This window comes from Rhizobium jaguaris, from assembly GCF_003627755.1.
GTDB classification, from domain to species: Bacteria; Pseudomonadota; Alphaproteobacteria; order Rhizobiales; family Rhizobiaceae; genus Rhizobium; species Rhizobium jaguaris.
In genome coordinates this window covers 3,902,501-3,917,678 of sequence record NZ_CP032694.1, presented here as the reverse complement: position 1 = coordinate 3,917,678, position 15,178 = coordinate 3,902,501, and the positions used below count along the sequence as shown (strand labels likewise).

Annotated in this window: 12 protein-coding genes (1 of these 12 only partly in view); 9 read left to right on the top strand and 3 right to left on the bottom strand. The window is 60.4% G+C overall.

Translation table 11 applies throughout. The annotated features are described in order from the left end of the window. Positions 1 to 138: 138 nt before the first annotated feature. Positions 139 to 1,383 carry a YbfB/YjiJ family MFS transporter gene (locus CCGE525_RS19065; protein WP_120705649.1) on the bottom strand — a complete coding sequence of 415 codons (1,245 nt, stop codon included), beginning with the start codon at positions 1,381 to 1,383 and terminating at the stop codon, positions 139 to 141. A gap of 82 nt (positions 1,384 to 1,465) precedes the next feature. Beyond that, complete coding sequence (locus tag CCGE525_RS19060) at positions 1,466 to 2,083, bottom strand: TetR/AcrR family transcriptional regulator (protein ID WP_120705648.1); 618 nt, start codon at positions 2,081 to 2,083, stop codon at positions 1,466 to 1,468. A 236-nt stretch (positions 2,084 to 2,319) separates the two neighbouring features. Between CCGE525_RS19060 and CCGE525_RS19055 the strand changes: the two genes are divergently transcribed. The 9 genes from CCGE525_RS19055 to CCGE525_RS19015 all read left to right on the top strand — a co-directional run bounded on the left by CCGE525_RS19055 (position 2,320) and on the right by CCGE525_RS19015 (position 13,860). Next, positions 2,320 to 2,946 carry a hypothetical protein gene (locus CCGE525_RS19055; protein ID WP_120705647.1) on the top strand — a complete coding sequence of 209 codons (627 nt, stop codon included), beginning with the start codon at positions 2,320 to 2,322 and terminating at the stop codon, positions 2,944 to 2,946. Between the two features lie 211 nt (positions 2,947 to 3,157). Beyond that, positions 3,158 to 4,432 carry an aspartate kinase gene (locus CCGE525_RS19050; RefSeq protein ID WP_120705646.1) on the top strand — a complete coding sequence of 425 codons (1,275 nt, stop codon included), beginning with the start codon at positions 3,158 to 3,160 and terminating at the stop codon, positions 4,430 to 4,432. A 101-nt stretch (positions 4,433 to 4,533) separates the two neighbouring features. Then, the gene (gene ptsP, locus CCGE525_RS19045) at positions 4,534 to 6,801 is read left to right on the top strand and encodes a phosphoenolpyruvate--protein phosphotransferase (RefSeq protein WP_120705645.1); all 2,268 of its coding nucleotides are present in this window, start codon (positions 4,534 to 4,536) and stop codon (positions 6,799 to 6,801) included. 32 nt (positions 6,802 to 6,833) lie between these two features. Next, the gene (gene prfA / locus CCGE525_RS19040) at positions 6,834 to 7,913 is read left to right on the top strand and encodes a peptide chain release factor 1 (protein ID WP_120705644.1); all 1,080 of its coding nucleotides are present in this window, start codon (positions 6,834 to 6,836) and stop codon (positions 7,911 to 7,913) included. Further along, entirely contained in the window at positions 7,910 to 8,785 is an 876-nt protein-coding gene (gene prmC / locus CCGE525_RS19035; protein ID WP_120705643.1) for a peptide chain release factor N(5)-glutamine methyltransferase, read from the top strand. Before prfA ends, prmC begins: the two co-directional genes overlap by 4 nt. A 343-nt stretch (positions 8,786 to 9,128) precedes the next feature. Then, positions 9,129 to 9,812 (top strand): DUF4167 domain-containing protein, encoded by a 684-nt coding sequence (locus CCGE525_RS19030; RefSeq protein WP_120705642.1) that lies wholly within the window; start codon positions 9,129 to 9,131, stop codon positions 9,810 to 9,812. A 172-nt stretch (positions 9,813 to 9,984) separates the two neighbouring features. After that, positions 9,985 to 10,362: an HIT family protein gene (locus CCGE525_RS19025; protein WP_162950221.1), complete on the top strand. Its 378-nt coding sequence runs from the start codon at positions 9,985 to 9,987 to the stop codon at positions 10,360 to 10,362. Positions 10,363 to 10,604: 242 nt separating this feature from the next. Then, the gene (gene clpB / locus CCGE525_RS19020) at positions 10,605 to 13,205 is read left to right on the top strand and encodes an ATP-dependent chaperone ClpB (RefSeq protein ID WP_120705640.1); all 2,601 of its coding nucleotides are present in this window, start codon (positions 10,605 to 10,607) and stop codon (positions 13,203 to 13,205) included. Positions 13,206 to 13,350: 145 nt separating this feature from the next. Next, positions 13,351 to 13,860 carry a P-loop nucleotide/nucleoside kinase family protein gene (locus CCGE525_RS19015; protein WP_120705639.1) on the top strand — a complete coding sequence of 170 codons (510 nt, stop codon included), beginning with the start codon at positions 13,351 to 13,353 and terminating at the stop codon, positions 13,858 to 13,860. Positions 13,861 to 13,878: 18 nt separating this feature from the next. Here CCGE525_RS19015 and CCGE525_RS19010 read toward each other — a convergent pair whose 3' ends face one another. Beyond that, positions 13,879 to 15,178, bottom strand: the 3' portion of a protein-coding gene (locus CCGE525_RS19010; protein WP_120705638.1) for a M23 family metallopeptidase. 650 nt of this gene lie beyond the right edge of the window; 1,300 of the gene's 1,950 nt are visible here — the last part of the coding sequence; its start codon lies off the right edge, out of view; the stop codon is at positions 13,879 to 13,881.

The window sequence follows — 15,178 nt, the reverse complement described above, 5'->3', positions numbered from 1 at the left end:
GCCGGGCAATTGTGTCGGTGACGCATTGGTAGATGTGAAGTCGGACGATCGGAAGCCGATGTCAAGGGTCCGGCTGTCTCGACGGCCTGTGGCGGCTATTCTCAGCGGGCCGGAACAGGCATCCGGCACAGCTTTTCACTATGCGCGATGTTTCCGACCGCGCTTCAGGCCGTTCAGGACATCCGCCAGCAAAGCGAGGACGAGGGCTGCCGCACCACAGAGGAAGATGATGCTGTAGTTTTCGCCGGTTTGGATGAAGAGATAGGAATAGCCGTAGCCGCCGAGTGCCTGGAAGAGAGCGAAAGCTGTCGTTGCCCGGCTCCAGGCGGCGCGCTGGTCGAGGTGGCTGTGCGGCAGGATTTCCTGAATGCGGCCGAGCACTAGTGGCACGATGCCCGGTGTAAAGATGCCGAGCAGCACCGTGGCGAAGCCGATCAGCCAAGGATTGCCGGATGCAGCCAGAATGGCGCCGGCGACTGCCTGCAGCAGCAGCGCGCCGCGATAGGCGGAAGCGAAACCGATGCGGTCGGCGGCATAGCCGGTAAGAACCGGACCGGTAATGGCGGCGATGCCATAGAGCACCCAGCAGGCTGCACCGATGTCGGCGCCACGCCCGAGACCACGGGCGACGTAATCGACCAACAGCACCATGGTAGGCACGAGGCCGAGGGCGTTGGCGGCATATTGGCCATAGAGGATGCGCAGCGACCATTCGCTCTTTGCGGTGGTATGGTGGTGGGTCACAGCGTGCGCAGCCGGCTGCGGTGGATTGGTTGCCGGCCAGCCAAACCAGCTGACGGCGGTCAGGATGAGCGACAGGACGCCGAGGCCGATCCAGGTTTCACGAAGACCGAGGCGCAACAGCGCCGGCACGAGGGTTCCGGAGGCGGCGATGCCAAGACCGAGGCCGAGGAAAATCATGCCGCTGACGAAGCCGCGGCGAGCGACCGGGATATGCGGCAAGATGCTGGTGGCAACCAGCACCATGATCGCGCCGCCGGCGAGACCGGAAAGGAAGCGCCAGACGAAGAACCAGGTGACGGAGACGGGGAAGGCGCAGGCGAAGAAGGCAGCAGTGGCGGCGACCATCAGCAACCGCAGCGCGTGACGGTTGCCGAGACCGGCAGCGAGCGGGCGGCCAAGCAGCGCACCGGCGAGATATCCGGCAAAATTGGCAGCACCCAACGTTACCGTGTCACGGGCCGAAAACCAGTGCGCGCCAATGAGCGGCGGGATCAGCGGCGTATAGGCGAAGCGGGCGAGACCGATGGCAACAAGGCTGCCGCAGAGACCAGCGATGGTGGCGTACCGGGCCGCGGCGGTGAGAGGAGCGGGTTCGGTAACGGAGTGAGAGGGGCTCGATTGGCGTAACGGAGCGGACATGGCGCAAAGCTTTTCTGTTCGGAGCGGGCTTGCCGTCTCCGGTTCTGTGTTTCGGGAAGAAAGGGAGTTTTATGGCTGAGGCTTAGCCGTCCGGCCTGCTTTCGGGCAGGGGCCAGGGCAAGGTCAGCATGGCCATTGCCGGCCGCAGGATGCCGTTCAGCAATTCGCGCTCGGGGCGGACGCGGACGAGGACGCGCAAACCGAATTGGACGGAGAGCAGCAACTTGGCGATGTCCTCCGGCGGCTGGTTTGCAGGGATTTCACCGCTTGCCTGCGCGGCGGTGACCGTTCGAAGGAAAAAGGCTTCGATCTCAGCCGTCTCGTCAGCGACAGCACGCTGCATCTCGGGATCGTCCGAACGCGCCTCAAGGGCCGTGTTGACCAATAAGCAGCCGCGATGTTCGGCATCGGCCAGGGAGCGCTCGACGATCTCCTCGAAGTAGCCGACAATCGTGAGGCCTGGTGAATAGGTTGCTTCCATCCGCGCGATGCGGCTGCGCAGGTTCCGATCGAGATAGCGCTGCAGTGCCTTAAGATAAAGGCCGCGTTTGTCACCAAAAGCATTGTAGAGGCTCGCATGCGTCAGCGCCATGCGATCGGTCAGATCGCGGGTCGAGGTTGCTTCGTAACCCTTCGCCCAGAATATCTCGCCTGCGGCGTCCAGAACGCGGTCCTCATCGAATTGCCGGGGTCTTGCCATGGGAATTCTCGCTCAATCTGCTCAAAGTCAAATCTGCTGCAATTGTGGAGCGTTTGCTCCAAAACATGATATAGAGCGCGCGCTCTAAAATGGCAAGGCATCGGTATTCTTAAAAATGGAGGCCGCGGCGAGCTGATTGACAGCGAGGCGGCTCGCGGTCGATCAAAACATCATGACTGTCAAATATGCTTTCAACTCCGAGGCTATTGTGACGCGTCCGGTCATGGGAGACCTTCATGCGTTCATTGTTTCATTCGGCTGTCGTTGTCATGTCTTGCCTTGCGGCGGGCGCCGCGCTTGCTGGTGATGGCAAGGGATTCCGCCTGACGATCGACGGTGTCGAAGTGGGCATCAATCCCGGCGACATGCTGGAGATGACCACCAAGGACGGACGCAAGCTTTCGGTGGAACTTCAGCGCAGCGACACGGTCACCTTCGCCGGCGACAAATTTTCCTTCGACCATGATGGCCAGTTTACAGTCGCGAAAAGCGATCTGAACGACGGCGTCACGCAATTTGCTCTGATCACACCGATCGGCACTGGTGTCATCGTGCAGCAATATAAGGGTCTCAACCCCTCCAGCATCACGGATTTCGTGCTGCAGCAGATGGTTCGGGAAAGCATCGACGGCGGCGCCAAGATGACGAAGGAAAACACGCAGCGGATGCTCGCCGCCGGCAATGTGTTGAAGGGCGTCAAGGCGGAGACAGCGACTGCCAACGATGTCATGGATTATGAAATCGCTGCGATCGGCCGCCCCGATGGCGGCGTTCTCGTCGCCACTTTCATCAACAAGGAAAACATCGCCAAGGAAGGCACAATCCTCGACAAGCTCTGGTCGAGCCTGAAGGTGGACTATTAGGACAGTCCCGGCCGTCCTCCTGCAGCCCCGCCGGCTCAGGGCTTCGGCACCAGACGGGTAGCCGGTTCAGCGCTATTGCACCCGCCAGCCAAACTCGCTAAGAGACGCCCCCATTGACATCAGGCTTTTCCGGCCAATGGACCGGAAGGGCGATTTTGCATGCCGGGCTTATAGCGTATCGGCCGCCCGGCGCTGGTACTGGTAGAGGCACATGGCACGCATCGTGATGAAATTCGGCGGGACCTCCGTCGCGGATCTGGACCGTATCAAGAATGTCGCCCGCCATGTCAAACGCGAGGTCGATGCGGGCCATGAGGTCGCGGTCGTCGTTTCCGCCATGTCCGGCAAGACCAACGAACTGGTCGGCTGGGTGCAGAACACGCCGAAGGTCGCCGGCGCCGATCACTCGATCTATGATGCCCGCGAATATGATGCCGTCGTCGCGTCCGGCGAACAGGTGACCTCAGGGTTGTTGGCGATCGCGCTTCAGGCGATGGGCATCAACGCCCGCTCGTGGCAGGGCTGGCAGATCCCGATCAGAACCGACAACGCCCACGGCGCGGCGCGCATTCTCGAAATCGACGGCAGCGAAATGATCCGTCGCATGCAAGAGGGTCAGGTTGCCGTTATCGCCGGCTTCCAGGGCCTTGGCCCCGACAACCGGGTCTCGACGCTCGGTCGCGGCGGTTCCGATACCTCGGCGGTGGCGATCGCCGCGGCAGTGAAGGCTGATCGCTGCGATATTTATACCGACGTCGACGGCGTCTATACGACCGATCCGCGCATCGAGCCGAAGGCGCGGCGTCTGAAGAAGATCGCTTTCGAAGAAATGCTGGAAATGGCCTCGCTCGGCGCCAAGGTGCTGCAGGTGCGCTCGGTCGAGCTGGCCATGGTCTTTAAGGTCCGCACTTTCGTGCGCTCCTCTTTCGAGGATCCCGATGCTCCGGGCATGGGCGATCTGTTGAACCCGCCCGGAACGCTGATTTGTGACGAGGAAGAAATCGTGGAACAGGAAGTAGTCACCGGCATTGCCTATGCCAAGGATGAAGCCCAAATCTCGCTGCGCCGTCTTGCCGACCGGCCAGGCGTCTCCGCCGCGATCTTCGGGCCGCTGGCCGAAAGCCACATCAACGTCGACATGATCGTCCAGAACATCTCCGAAGACGGTTCCAAGACCGATATGACCTTCACGGTTCCTTCGGGCGACGTCGAAAAGGCGCTGCGCGTTCTCGGCGAAAACAAGGAAAAGATCGGCTACGACGTTATCCAAAACGAATCAGGTCTCGTCAAAGTCTCTGTCATCGGCATCGGCATGCGTTCGCACGCTGGCGTTGCTGCGACCGCTTTCCGTGCACTTGCCGAAAAAGGCATCAACATCAAGGCCATTACGACGTCAGAAATCAAGATTTCCATCCTGATCGACGGTCCTTATGCAGAACTGGCAGTCAGGACTTTGCATTCCTGCTACGGTCTGGATAAGAGTTGATTCAGGACTGGTGACGACGAACCGCGACGGAGGTGAGTTTCGGCCAGCCCTGAAGTGGGCGACACTGGCATAATATCTTGATTTCGGGAGCTAGAGACGCAATGAGAGACCTATCCGGCGGTCCACGCGTTCTGCTCAAGCGGCTGCGCGAACTCATGGCGGAGCCGCTGGAGCCGCAAGAGCGTCTTGACCGGATCGTCCGCCAGATCGCCAGCAATATGGTCGCCGAAGTCTGCTCGGTCTACGTGTTGCGCGCCGACGGCGTGCTCGAGCTCTACGCTACCGAAGGTCTGAAGAAAGAAGCCGTCCACCTGTCGCAACTGAAGATGGGTCAGGGTCTGGTCGGCACGATTGCCGCTTCCGCACAACCGCTCAATCTCTCCGACGCGCAGTCGCATCCGGCCTTCCGCTACCTGCCGGAAACCGGCGAAGAGGTCTACCACTCCTTCCTCGGTGTGCCGATCCTGCGTACCGGCCGCTCGCTCGGCGTTCTCGTCGTGCAGAATAAGGCGAGCCGCAACTATCGCGAGGAGGAGCTCGAAGCCCTCGAAACGACGGCGATGGTGCTGGCGGAGATGATCGCCACCGGCGAGCTGAAAAAGATCACCAAGCCGGGCCTCGAGCTCGATCTCACCCGCTCGGTCACCATCGACGGCGACAGCTATAACGAGGGCATCGGGCTCGGTTATGTGGTGCTGCACGAGCCGCGCATCGTCGTCACCAATCTCCTGAACGAGGATACCGAGAAGGAAATTCGCCGGCTGGCGGATGCACTCGGTTCTCTGCGCATCTCTATCGACGACATGCTGTCGCGCCGCGACGTCTCCATGGAAGGCGAGCATCGCGAGGTCCTGGAAACCTATCGCATGTTCGCCCACGACCAGGGCTGGGTGCGCAAGCTCGAAGAGGCTGTCCGCAACGGCCTGACTGCGGAAGCCGCGGTCGAGAAGGTACAGAGCGATACCAAGGCGCGGATGATGCGCCTGACCGATCCATATCTGCGCGAGCGCATGCATGATTTCGAGGATCTGGCGAACCGGCTGCTCAGGCAGTTGATCGGCTTTTCCGGTCGCACGACCGCCGAAGGTTTTCCGAACGATGCGATCATCATTGCGCGCGCCATGGGCGCGGCCGAATTGCTCGACTACCCCCGCGCCAATATTCGCGGCCTGGTGCTGGAAGAAGGCGCCGTCACCAGCCACGTCGTCATCGTCGCCCGCGCCATGGGTATTCCCGTTGTCGGCCAGGCAGTAGGGGTTGTGGCACTGGCCGAAAACGGCGATGCCGTGATCATCGACGGCGATGGTGGTCATGTGCACCTACGGCCAATGGCCGATCACCAGCGTTCCTATGAAGAAAAGGTGCGCTTCCGCGCCCGCCGGCAGGAGCAGTTCCGGGCTCTGCGTTCGGTCGAACCGGTCACCAAGGACGGACAGCGGATTTCTCTGTTGATGAATGCCGGCCTGTTGGTCGATCTGCCGCAGCTGGCCGAATCCGGCGCCGAAGGCATCGGCCTGTTTCGCACCGAGCTGCAATTCATGATCGCGTCGACCATGCCGAAGGCGGAGGAGCAGGAGGCGTTCTACCGCAATGTCATGAAGCAGGCGGGCGGCCGCGTCGTCACTTTCAGGACGCTCGATATCGGCGGCGACAAGGTCGTGCCCTATTTCCGCGCCCATGAGGAAGAGAACCCGGCGCTCGGTTGGCGCGCCATTCGCCTGTCGCTCGATCGGCCGGGTCTGCTGCGTACGCAATTGCGTGCCATGCTGAAGGCAGCGGCGGATGGTGAATTGAAGATGATGGTACCCATGGTCACGGAGGTCTCCGAGATCGAAGCGGTCCGCGAACTCGTGCAGAAGGAAGTGCAGCATCTGTCGCGCTTCGGCCATAGCCTGCCACGCAAGTTTCAGTTCGGCGCCATGCTGGAGGTGCCGGCACTGCTGTGGCAATTGGACGAGCTGATGGCGGCGGTCGACTTCGTCTCGGTCGGCTCCAACGACCTCTTCCAGTTCTCGATGGCGGTGGATCGCGGCAATGCCCGCGTCTCGGACCGTTTCGATCCGCTCGGGCGCCCGTTCCTGCGCATCCTGCGAGACATCGTGCGCGCCGGTGAGCGCAACAAGACGCCGGTGACGCTTTGCGGCGAACTTGCCGGCAAGACGATTTCGGCCATGGCGCTATTGGGTGTCGGTTTCCGCTCGGTGTCGATGTCGCCGGCATCCATCGGCCCGGTCAAGGCGATGCTGTTGGGTCTCGACCTCAAGGCATTGTCGGAGGTCATGGAAGAGGCGCTCAATGACACGCATCCGAAAGCCTCGATGCGTGACATCCTTGTCCGCTTCGCAGAGAGCCACAATATTCCATTGTAGAACAGAACGAATAAGAAGAATCGGAGTGTGGGGTGGCGAATCTTCCCATTGAAAAAATGCGCGAACTGGAGCGCCGTTTCGGCGAGATCGAAGCGCGTATGTCGGCCGGCCCGTCGGCGGATGTCTATGTGAAGCTTGCTTCCGAATATTCCGAATTGCAGCCGGTCGTCACCAAGATCCGCGACTACGAGAAGGCGATCGCCGAGGCTTCGGACCTTGAGACCATGCTCACCGACAAGTTGGTCGACCGCGAGATGCGCGATCTTGCCGAGATGGAACTGCCGGAGGTCAAGGAGCGGATCGAGGTCCTGGAAAAAGACATCCAGATCCTGCTGCTGCCGAAGGACGCGGCCGACGAAAAGAGCGCGATCCTGGAAATTCGCGCCGGCACCGGCGGTTCCGAAGCTGCGCTTTTCGCGGGCGATCTCTTTCGCATGTATGAACGCTTCGCGGCGAATAACGGCTGGAAGGTCGAAATCCTGTCGGCCAGCGAAGGTGAAGCCGGAGGCTACAAGGAAATCATCGCGACAATCAGCGGCAAGGGCGTGTTCTCGCGGCTGAAATTCGAATCTGGTGTGCATCGCGTGCAGCGCGTGCCGGAAACCGAGGCGGGCGGGCGCATCCACACCTCGGCGGCGACCGTCGCCGTGCTGCCGGAAGCCGAGGAAATCGATATCGAAATTCGTCCCGAGGATATCCGTATCGATACCATGCGCTCTTCCGGCGCCGGCGGTCAGCACGTCAACACAACGGACTCTGCGGTGCGCATTACCCATCTTCCCTCGGGGATCGTGGTGACGAGCTCGGAAAAGTCGCAGCATCAAAACCGCGCCAAGGCGATGCAGGTGTTGCGGTCGCGCCTCTTCGACATGGAGCGCCAGCGCGCCGATAGCGAACGGTCCGCCGACCGCAAGAGCCAGGTCGGCTCCGGCGACCGCTCGGAGCGCATCCGCACCTACAATTTCCCGCAGGGCCGGATCACCGACCATCGCATCAACCTGACGCTCTATAAGCTCGACCGGATGATGGAAGGCGACATCGACGAAGTGGTCGATGCACTTTTGGCGGATTATCAGGCGAGCCAGCTCGCACAGCTTGGCGAACAGGCATGACCAGCGGGGAGGGGCCAACCGTCACCGAACTTTTTCGGGAGGTGCGTGCCCGCTTTATCGAGGCCGATCTCGACGATCCTGCTGCCGAGGCGCGCATTCTCGTCGGTGGTCTGCTCGATCTTTCTTCGACGGAGCTGGTGACACGCGGCTCCGATATCGTGTCGCCGGACCGCGTGGAAATGGCGCGGGCGGCGATCGCACGACGGCTCAATCACGAGCCGGTGCACCGTATCCTGGGCGAGCGGGAGTTCTACGGCCTACAGTTGACGCTCTCGCCGGCTACGCTGGAGCCGCGGCCCGATACCGAAATCTTGGTCGATACCGTACTTCCGCATGCGCGACGTCTTGCATTAGAGTTTGAGAATATCCATATACTCGACATCGGAACGGGAACCGGGGCCATATGTCTCGCGTTACTCCATGAATGCCCGCAAGCGACGGGCATCGGTTCGGATATTTCCAGCGAAGCTTTGGAAACGGCGCGGGCAAATGCGGCGCGCAATGGCTTGGCGGCACGGTTCGATATCGTGCAGGGAAGTTGGTTTGAAGCCATCCACGGCCTATTTCACGTGATTGTCTCAAATCCGCCCTATATTGAGTCCAGTGTCATTTCCACTCTCGCTCCAGAAGTAAAGAATTTCGATCCTCCGGCAGCTCTCGACGGCGGCCTTGATGGGCTGGATGCATACAGGGCAATCGCAAAGGATGCGGCGCGATTTCTACACCGAAATGGAATTGTCGGGGTGGAGATCGGTTACAATCAGCGCAAAACGGTGACTTCGGTTTTTGAAGGAGCAGGATTTTTCCTTATCGAGGCAGTTCGAGACTACGGTCATAACGACCGGGCTCTCGTGTTTAAACATCATGATTGACGCGACAATTTGCTGCAGGTTCATGGAACCCGTTGTCATCGCAAAGAAAAGGCTTGGATTTCCTGAGGAAGCGATATAGGTTGCGCTCACGCGTTGGGCGGCTGGGAATAGGCGAAAGGATTCGCCTCTCTTGGACAGCCTCGGGGATCCGCTCTGGTAAGAGTGTCAAAGGTTGAAGATAACCCAATGCGTGATCAGTTAATCTGACGTAGTCGAGCGGCAGACAGGCGCTTAAGGCGCGGTTTGCTTGCGGCACGCAAGCCCTGGCTTGGAGCTATCTGGCCAAGGCGGCAGGTGCCGCGCATAATTTCATCCCAACTAAGAGAATTCAGGTGAAGGATCTATGAGGCCAGGACAGCAGAACAAGCGCGGTCGGGGGCGTGGTAACAACAACGGCGGCGGCGGCGGAAATAACAATAACAATTTCAACCGCAAGGGCTCTAACCCGCTGACCAGGACTTACGACAGCTCCGGTCCCGATGTGAAAATCCGCGGAACCGCACAGCATATTGCCGAGAAATATTCGGCTCTCGCCCGTGATGCACAAAGCTCCGGCGACCGCGTGATGGCGGAAAACTATCTTCAGCACGCTGAACACTACAATCGGATCATTGCCAGCGCTCAGGCGCAGATGCAGGAACGCTATCAGCGCGACGAGCATCATAACTACAATGATCGCGACAATGCCGACCGCGACATGGATGATATCGATGCGAGCGAGATGGACGACCAGCCGCAGATGGCTCCGCCTCAGGCGCGTCAGCAGCCTGCTCCTGCCGTTGTCGCAGCCCCAGCTCCCGAGCCGGAAGTTATCGATGGCACCGGCCCGCAGCCGGTGATCGAGGGTATCCCGGCCGAGGTGGCGATCGAAGAAGAGACACCTGCAGCTGCGACCGAGCGCCAGCCGCGCCGCCGCAATGCCGGCAACCGCCCGCGTCGTCAGCCGCGCCGCAACGCCGATGGCGAAGGCAAGGGCGAAGCTCCATCGGGCGAAGCGCCGGCTTTGGCAGACGTCGCATCGGAATAATTCGCTTTCTCCTTCCCAGGGCAGGCGACAATGATACGGGAACGGCAGCGCTGAACGCGCTGCCGTTCCCGTTTTTATTTGCCAGTTAGTCTCGATGCATAGCAGGAGCTTGCCATCATCAGTTTGCAAAGAGGAAGCCATACCTTCGGGGTATGACGAGCGGGATCGTTCGATGCTTGAAAATGATGAAGCCGATTGTCGTTTTTGTCTCGGAAACGCGTTGCTTGGCGATGAACCCTTGGGTGGCAACCGTTCCTTCTATATGCTTGGCAGCGTCGATCCGGAGATGCCGCATGCGTTGATGATCATCCTGCGTCGGCATGCGGAAAGTCCTTTTGATATTCACCCCGACGAATGGATTGATCTGGGCGAAATGCCGACATTGGCGAAAGCCTATTTGGCATCCTCCAGCCCCGACGGCTTTACTCTAGGCTGGAATGTTGGCGCCGTTGGCGGACAGCATGTGTTTCACGTTCATTTGCACGTGGTTGCCCGTTTCGCCGATGAGCCCAACGCGGGCAAAGGAATCCGGGCCGTCATTCGCAAATGACATGTCGCCTCCGTTGATATTGTTATCCTCATGGGCCTTCGGATGAGGCGTATTTTTCCGCAAGACGTTCTGTTTTTTTCACTTTTGCCACCCTTTAAACTCCTGAGTGATCCTCCCATATTCTTCGCAGTTGCTTCGCCGCAAATCTCAATAAGCGGCGGGCAGGGTCTGCCTTTCAGGGGGCTCAATCTCAGTCATCGGCCTGTGCCATTAAGGGCAGGGCGATTCATGGAGGTCTAATTATGAATATTGAAAAATACTCCGAGCGGGTGCGTGGTTTTTTGCAATCCGCGCAAACCTATGCGCTGGCGCAGGGAAACCAGCAATTCACTCCCGAGCATGTACTGAAGGTGCTTCTGGACGACGACCAGGGCATGGCGGCGTCGCTGATCGAGCGCGCCGGCGGTGATGCCAAGGCCGCGCGTCTTGCCAATGACGCCGCATTTGCCAAATTGCCGAAAGTGTCCGGCGGCGATGGCCAGGTCTATCTTGCACAGCCGCTCGCCAAGGTGTTTACGACGGCCGAAGAGGCCGCCAAGAAGGCCGGCGACAGTTTCGTCACTGTCGAGCGCCTGTTGCTGGCGCTGGCGATCGAGCCTTCGGCATCAACTTCAGCCACGCTGAAGAAAGCCGGCGTGACGCCCGGTGGGCTCAATCAAGTCATCAACGACATTCGCAAGGGCCGTACTGCTGACTCCGCCAATGCGGAACAGGGCTTCGACTCCTTGAAGAAATATGCCCGCGACCTCACCGCCGAGGCTCGTGAAGGCAAGCTCGATCCGGTGATCGGCCGCGACGATGAAATCCGCCGCACCATCCAGGTCCTGTCCCGCCGTACAAAGAACAATCCAGTTCTGATCGGCGAGCCCGGCGTCGGCAAGACGGCGATCGTCGAAGGTCTGGCGCTGCGTATCGTTAATGGCGACGTGCCGGAATCGCTGAAGGACAAGAAGCTCATGGCACTCGACATGGGCGCCTTGATTGCCGGCGCGAAATTCCGCGGTGAGTTCGAAGAGCGGCTGAAGGCCGTGCTCAACGAAGTGCAGTCGGAAAATGGCGAGATCATCCTGTTCATCGACGAGATGCATACCTTGGTCGGCGCCGGCAAGGCCGATGGCGCGATGGATGCCTCGAACCTCTTGAAGCCCGCGCTTGCCCGCGGCGAGCTGCATTGCGTCGGCGCGACCACGCTCGACGAGTACCGTAAGCATGTCGAGAAGGATCCGGCGCTTGCCCGCCGTTTCCAGCCGGTCATGGTCGACGAGCCGACGGTCGAGGATACGATCTCGATTCTGCGTGGCCTGAAGGAAAAATACGAGCAGCATCATAAGGTCCGCATCGCCGATGCCGCCCTGGTGGCTGCAGCGACCTTGTCGAACCGCTACATCACGGACCGCTTCCTGCCGGACAAGGCTATCGATCTGATGGACGAAGCCGCAGCGCGGCTGCGCATGCAGGTGGACTCCAAGCCGGAAGAGCTCGACGAACTCGACCGCCGCATCATCCAGCTCAAGATCGAGCGCGAGGCGCTGAAGAAGGAAACCGACCAGTCCTCGGCCGACCGGCTGAAGCGGTTGGAAACCGACCTTACCGCACTGGAAGAGGAAGCCGATGCGCTGACCGCACGCTGGCAGGCCGAAAAGCAGAAGCTGGGCCTTGCTGCCGATCTGAAGAAAAAGCTCGACGAAGCCCGCAACGAGTTGGCGATCGCTCAGCGCAAAGGTGAATTCCAGCGCGCCGGCGAACTTGCCTATGGCGTGATCCCGAACCTGGAGAAGGATCTCCAGGCTGCCGAGGGGCAGGACGGCGGTCGTGATTCCATGGTGCAGGAAGTCGTCACCGCGGACAACATCGCCCATGTCGTTTCCCGCTGGACCGGGATTCCCGTGGACAAGATGCTGGAAGGCGAACGCGACAAGCTGCTCCGGATGGAAGACGAACTGGCGAAGTGGGTGGTTGGTCAGGGCGACGCCGTTCAGGCGGTGTCGCGTGCGGTTCGCCGCTCGCGCGCGGGCCTGCAGGATCCGAACCGCCCGATCGGCTCGTTCATTTTCCTCGGCCCGACCGGCGTCGGCAAGACGGAGCTCACCAAGGCGCTTGCCCGTTTCCTCTTCGACGACGAGACGGCGATGGTGCGCATGGACATGTCGGAATACATGGAGAAGCACTCCGTTGCCCGGCTGATCGGCGCTCCTCCCGGCTATGTCGGCTACGAGGAAGGTGGCACGCTGACCGAATCCGTCCGCCGCCGGCCCTACCAGGTCGTATTGTTCGATGAGATCGAGAAGGCGCATCCCGACGTCTTCAACGTCCTGCTCCAGGTTCTGGATGACGGGCGCTTGACGGACGGCCAGGGCCGCACGGTCGATTTCCGCAATACCATGATCATCATGACCTCGAACCTCGGCGCCGAATACCTGACCCAATTGAAGGAAGGGGATGACAGCGATCTGGTGCGCGAGCAGGTGATGGATGTGGTGCGGGCGCATTTCCGGCCGGAATTCCTGAACCGTGTCGATGAGATCATCCTGTTCCATCGCCTGAAGCGTGATGAGATGGGTGCCATCGTCGATATCCAGCTGGAGCGGCTGTTGAAGCTGTTGTCCGAACGCAAGATCACACTCGAGCTCGATGAGGATGCCCGCAACTGGCTCGCCAACAAGGGGTACGATCCGGTCTACGGCGCAAGGCCGCTGAAGCGGGTGATCCAGAAATATGTTCAGGACCCGCTCGCGGAACAGATTCTTTCCGGTCAGGTGCCGGATGGATCGGTGGTCAAGGTCACCAGCGGCTCCGACCGGCTGCTGTTCCGTCCGCGTCAGCCGGTCAGCGCAGCGGCATAAGCGACCGTACCAACGCATCGATCCATGAGATGGCGGCTTTCGGGCCGCCATTTCGTTTTTCTGACCTATTGGCAGCCGCCTTGCCACGGCAATCCTCGTCTGTGATGTTGCCATGGACTTTGGAGGATGTTCGGAGACGGAGACCATGCTTGTTATCTTCGGCGGTTTACCGGGCAGCGGAAAAACCACGATCGCGCTCTCGCTGGCGAAGCGACTGCAGGCTGTGCATGTTCGGGTGGACACGATCGAGCAGTCATTGCGACAATCGGACATGTTGAAGGCCGACGTAGGTCCCGCGGGCTATATGGTTGCCTATGGGGTCGCTGAGGACAATCTCTGTCTGGGAAGAACGGTGATCGCGGATTCGGTCAATCCCATCCGCATAACACGCGATGCCTGGTTGCAGGTCGCCAGGCGAGCCGGCTCGCGCGCAATCGAGGTGGAGATCGTCTGCTCCGACAAGGCCGAGCATCGCCGGCGCGTCGAAACGCGCATGACGGATGTCGAAGGCCTCGTAAAGCCATCATGGAACGAGGTGGTCAACCGGACCTATGACGATTGGGGCGGACGACAGATCCTCATCGATACCGCTGGCAAGGCCGCAAACCATGCCGTTGCCGAGCTGATCGCTCTGCTGGGGCACGACGTCATCTAGAAAATCCGTGCCGGGACTTCAATCCTTGCTTGCGACCTGCTTCGATTTCTCGTCGGTCAAGAGCGCGTCGATACGCTTGCGCTCGTCCTCGAATTTGGCGAGTGCTTCGCCGTCCAAGGACTTGCCGCCGGGCAGGCGGACGCGCAAGGGGTCAACCTTGGTGCCGTTGACGATCAGCTCGTAATGCAGGTGCGGCCCGGTTGCGAGGCCAGTCGAACCGATGAAGCCGATGACCTGGCCCTGCACCACCTTCGCGCCCGGTACGATACCTTTGGCTATGGCGCTTTGGTGGTTGTAGGAGGAGACATAGCCGTTGGCGTGGCGGATCAATGTCTGGTTGCCGAAGCCGCCGGAATCCCAGCCGGCCTTTTCGACGACGCCGTTGCCGGCAGCGATGATCGGGGTGCCGCGAGGTGCAGCCCAATCGGCGCCGGTATGCATGCGCGCAAATCCGAGGATCGGGTGTCGGCGCATGCCGAAGCCGGATTTGAAGATACCGGTCGGGACGGGATTACGCAGCAGGAACTGGCGGATGCTCTTGCCGTTTTCGTCGAAGTAATCGATCGAGTGATCGTCCGGCTCTTCGAAACGATAGAAGCGGGTGACGGTGTCGCCGAATTTGGCGTTGACGTAGAGCAGTTCGGAATCGGCGCTTGCCTGGCCGTTTTCGTCGGCAACGGAGAAAAAGGCTTCGAGCGAATCCGTCGGCTTCAGCTGCGCCTGGAAATCGACGTTGCTGGCTAGCAGTTTGATGATCTGCGCCACCATCTCCCTGGTCATGCCATAGGAAAGGGCCGCACGATATACGCCGTCGTAGACGCTCGGCAGGTCCCGGCCGGCGGCGACTGCAGGCGCGTCGTTGTCGAATGCAGTGGCGATTGCGTCGAGCATCTGCGGCTCGCTGCCGGCGACGAAATCGCCACGATCGTTCTCGGCAACAGTCAGGACATGCTTGGTCCCGCGATAGATGCTGGCACGGATGATCTTCGCGTGCTCGCCCTTTTGCAGGATTCCGATGCGCAGAACGTCGCCGGCGGAAAGATCGGACGAACCGAACAGCGGCTCGATCTTCGCCGTAATGTCGTCGGCATCCACTTTGAGGTAGCCGGCATTGGCGAGTGCCGTCCCGATCGGCGTATCCTCGCGCACCGGAATGATGTCGTCGGCGAATTCCTGGGTCTGCGGCGTGACCGCTTCGGGCGAGGATACCGACATGTTTTCTTCGACGATGCGGGCCGCAAGCCCCGCCGTCAGGTCGACATCGGTATCGTCGGTCGCAAAACGGCGCGGATCAACGTAGTAGAGCGCGGAAAGCTGG

Excerpts from the sequence above, each read along its gene's own strand:
- CCGE525_RS19030 (WP_120705642.1), top strand. The coding sequence starts at position 9,129 with ATGAGGCCAGGACAGCAGAACAAGCGCGGTCGGGGGCGTGGTAACAAC.
- CCGE525_RS19060 (WP_120705648.1), bottom strand. The coding sequence starts at position 2,083 with ATGGCAAGACCCCGGCAATTCGATGAGGACCGCGTTCTGGACGCCGCA.
- CCGE525_RS19055 (WP_120705647.1), top strand. The coding sequence starts at position 2,320 with ATGCGTTCATTGTTTCATTCGGCTGTCGTTGTCATGTCTTGCCTTGCG.
- CCGE525_RS19025 (WP_162950221.1), top strand. The coding sequence starts at position 9,985 with ATGCTTGAAAATGATGAAGCCGATTGTCGTTTTTGTCTCGGAAACGCG.
- clpB (WP_120705640.1), top strand. The coding sequence starts at position 10,605 with ATGAATATTGAAAAATACTCCGAGCGGGTGCGTGGTTTTTTGCAATCC.
- prmC (WP_120705643.1), top strand. The coding sequence starts at position 7,910 with ATGACCAGCGGGGAGGGGCCAACCGTCACCGAACTTTTTCGGGAGGTG.
- CCGE525_RS19015 (WP_120705639.1), top strand. The coding sequence starts at position 13,351 with ATGCTTGTTATCTTCGGCGGTTTACCGGGCAGCGGAAAAACCACGATC.
- CCGE525_RS19065 (WP_120705649.1), bottom strand. The coding sequence starts at position 1,383 with ATGTCCGCTCCGTTACGCCAATCGAGCCCCTCTCACTCCGTTACCGAA.
- CCGE525_RS19050 (WP_120705646.1), top strand. The coding sequence starts at position 3,158 with ATGGCACGCATCGTGATGAAATTCGGCGGGACCTCCGTCGCGGATCTG.
- ptsP (WP_120705645.1), top strand. The coding sequence starts at position 4,534 with ATGAGAGACCTATCCGGCGGTCCACGCGTTCTGCTCAAGCGGCTGCGC.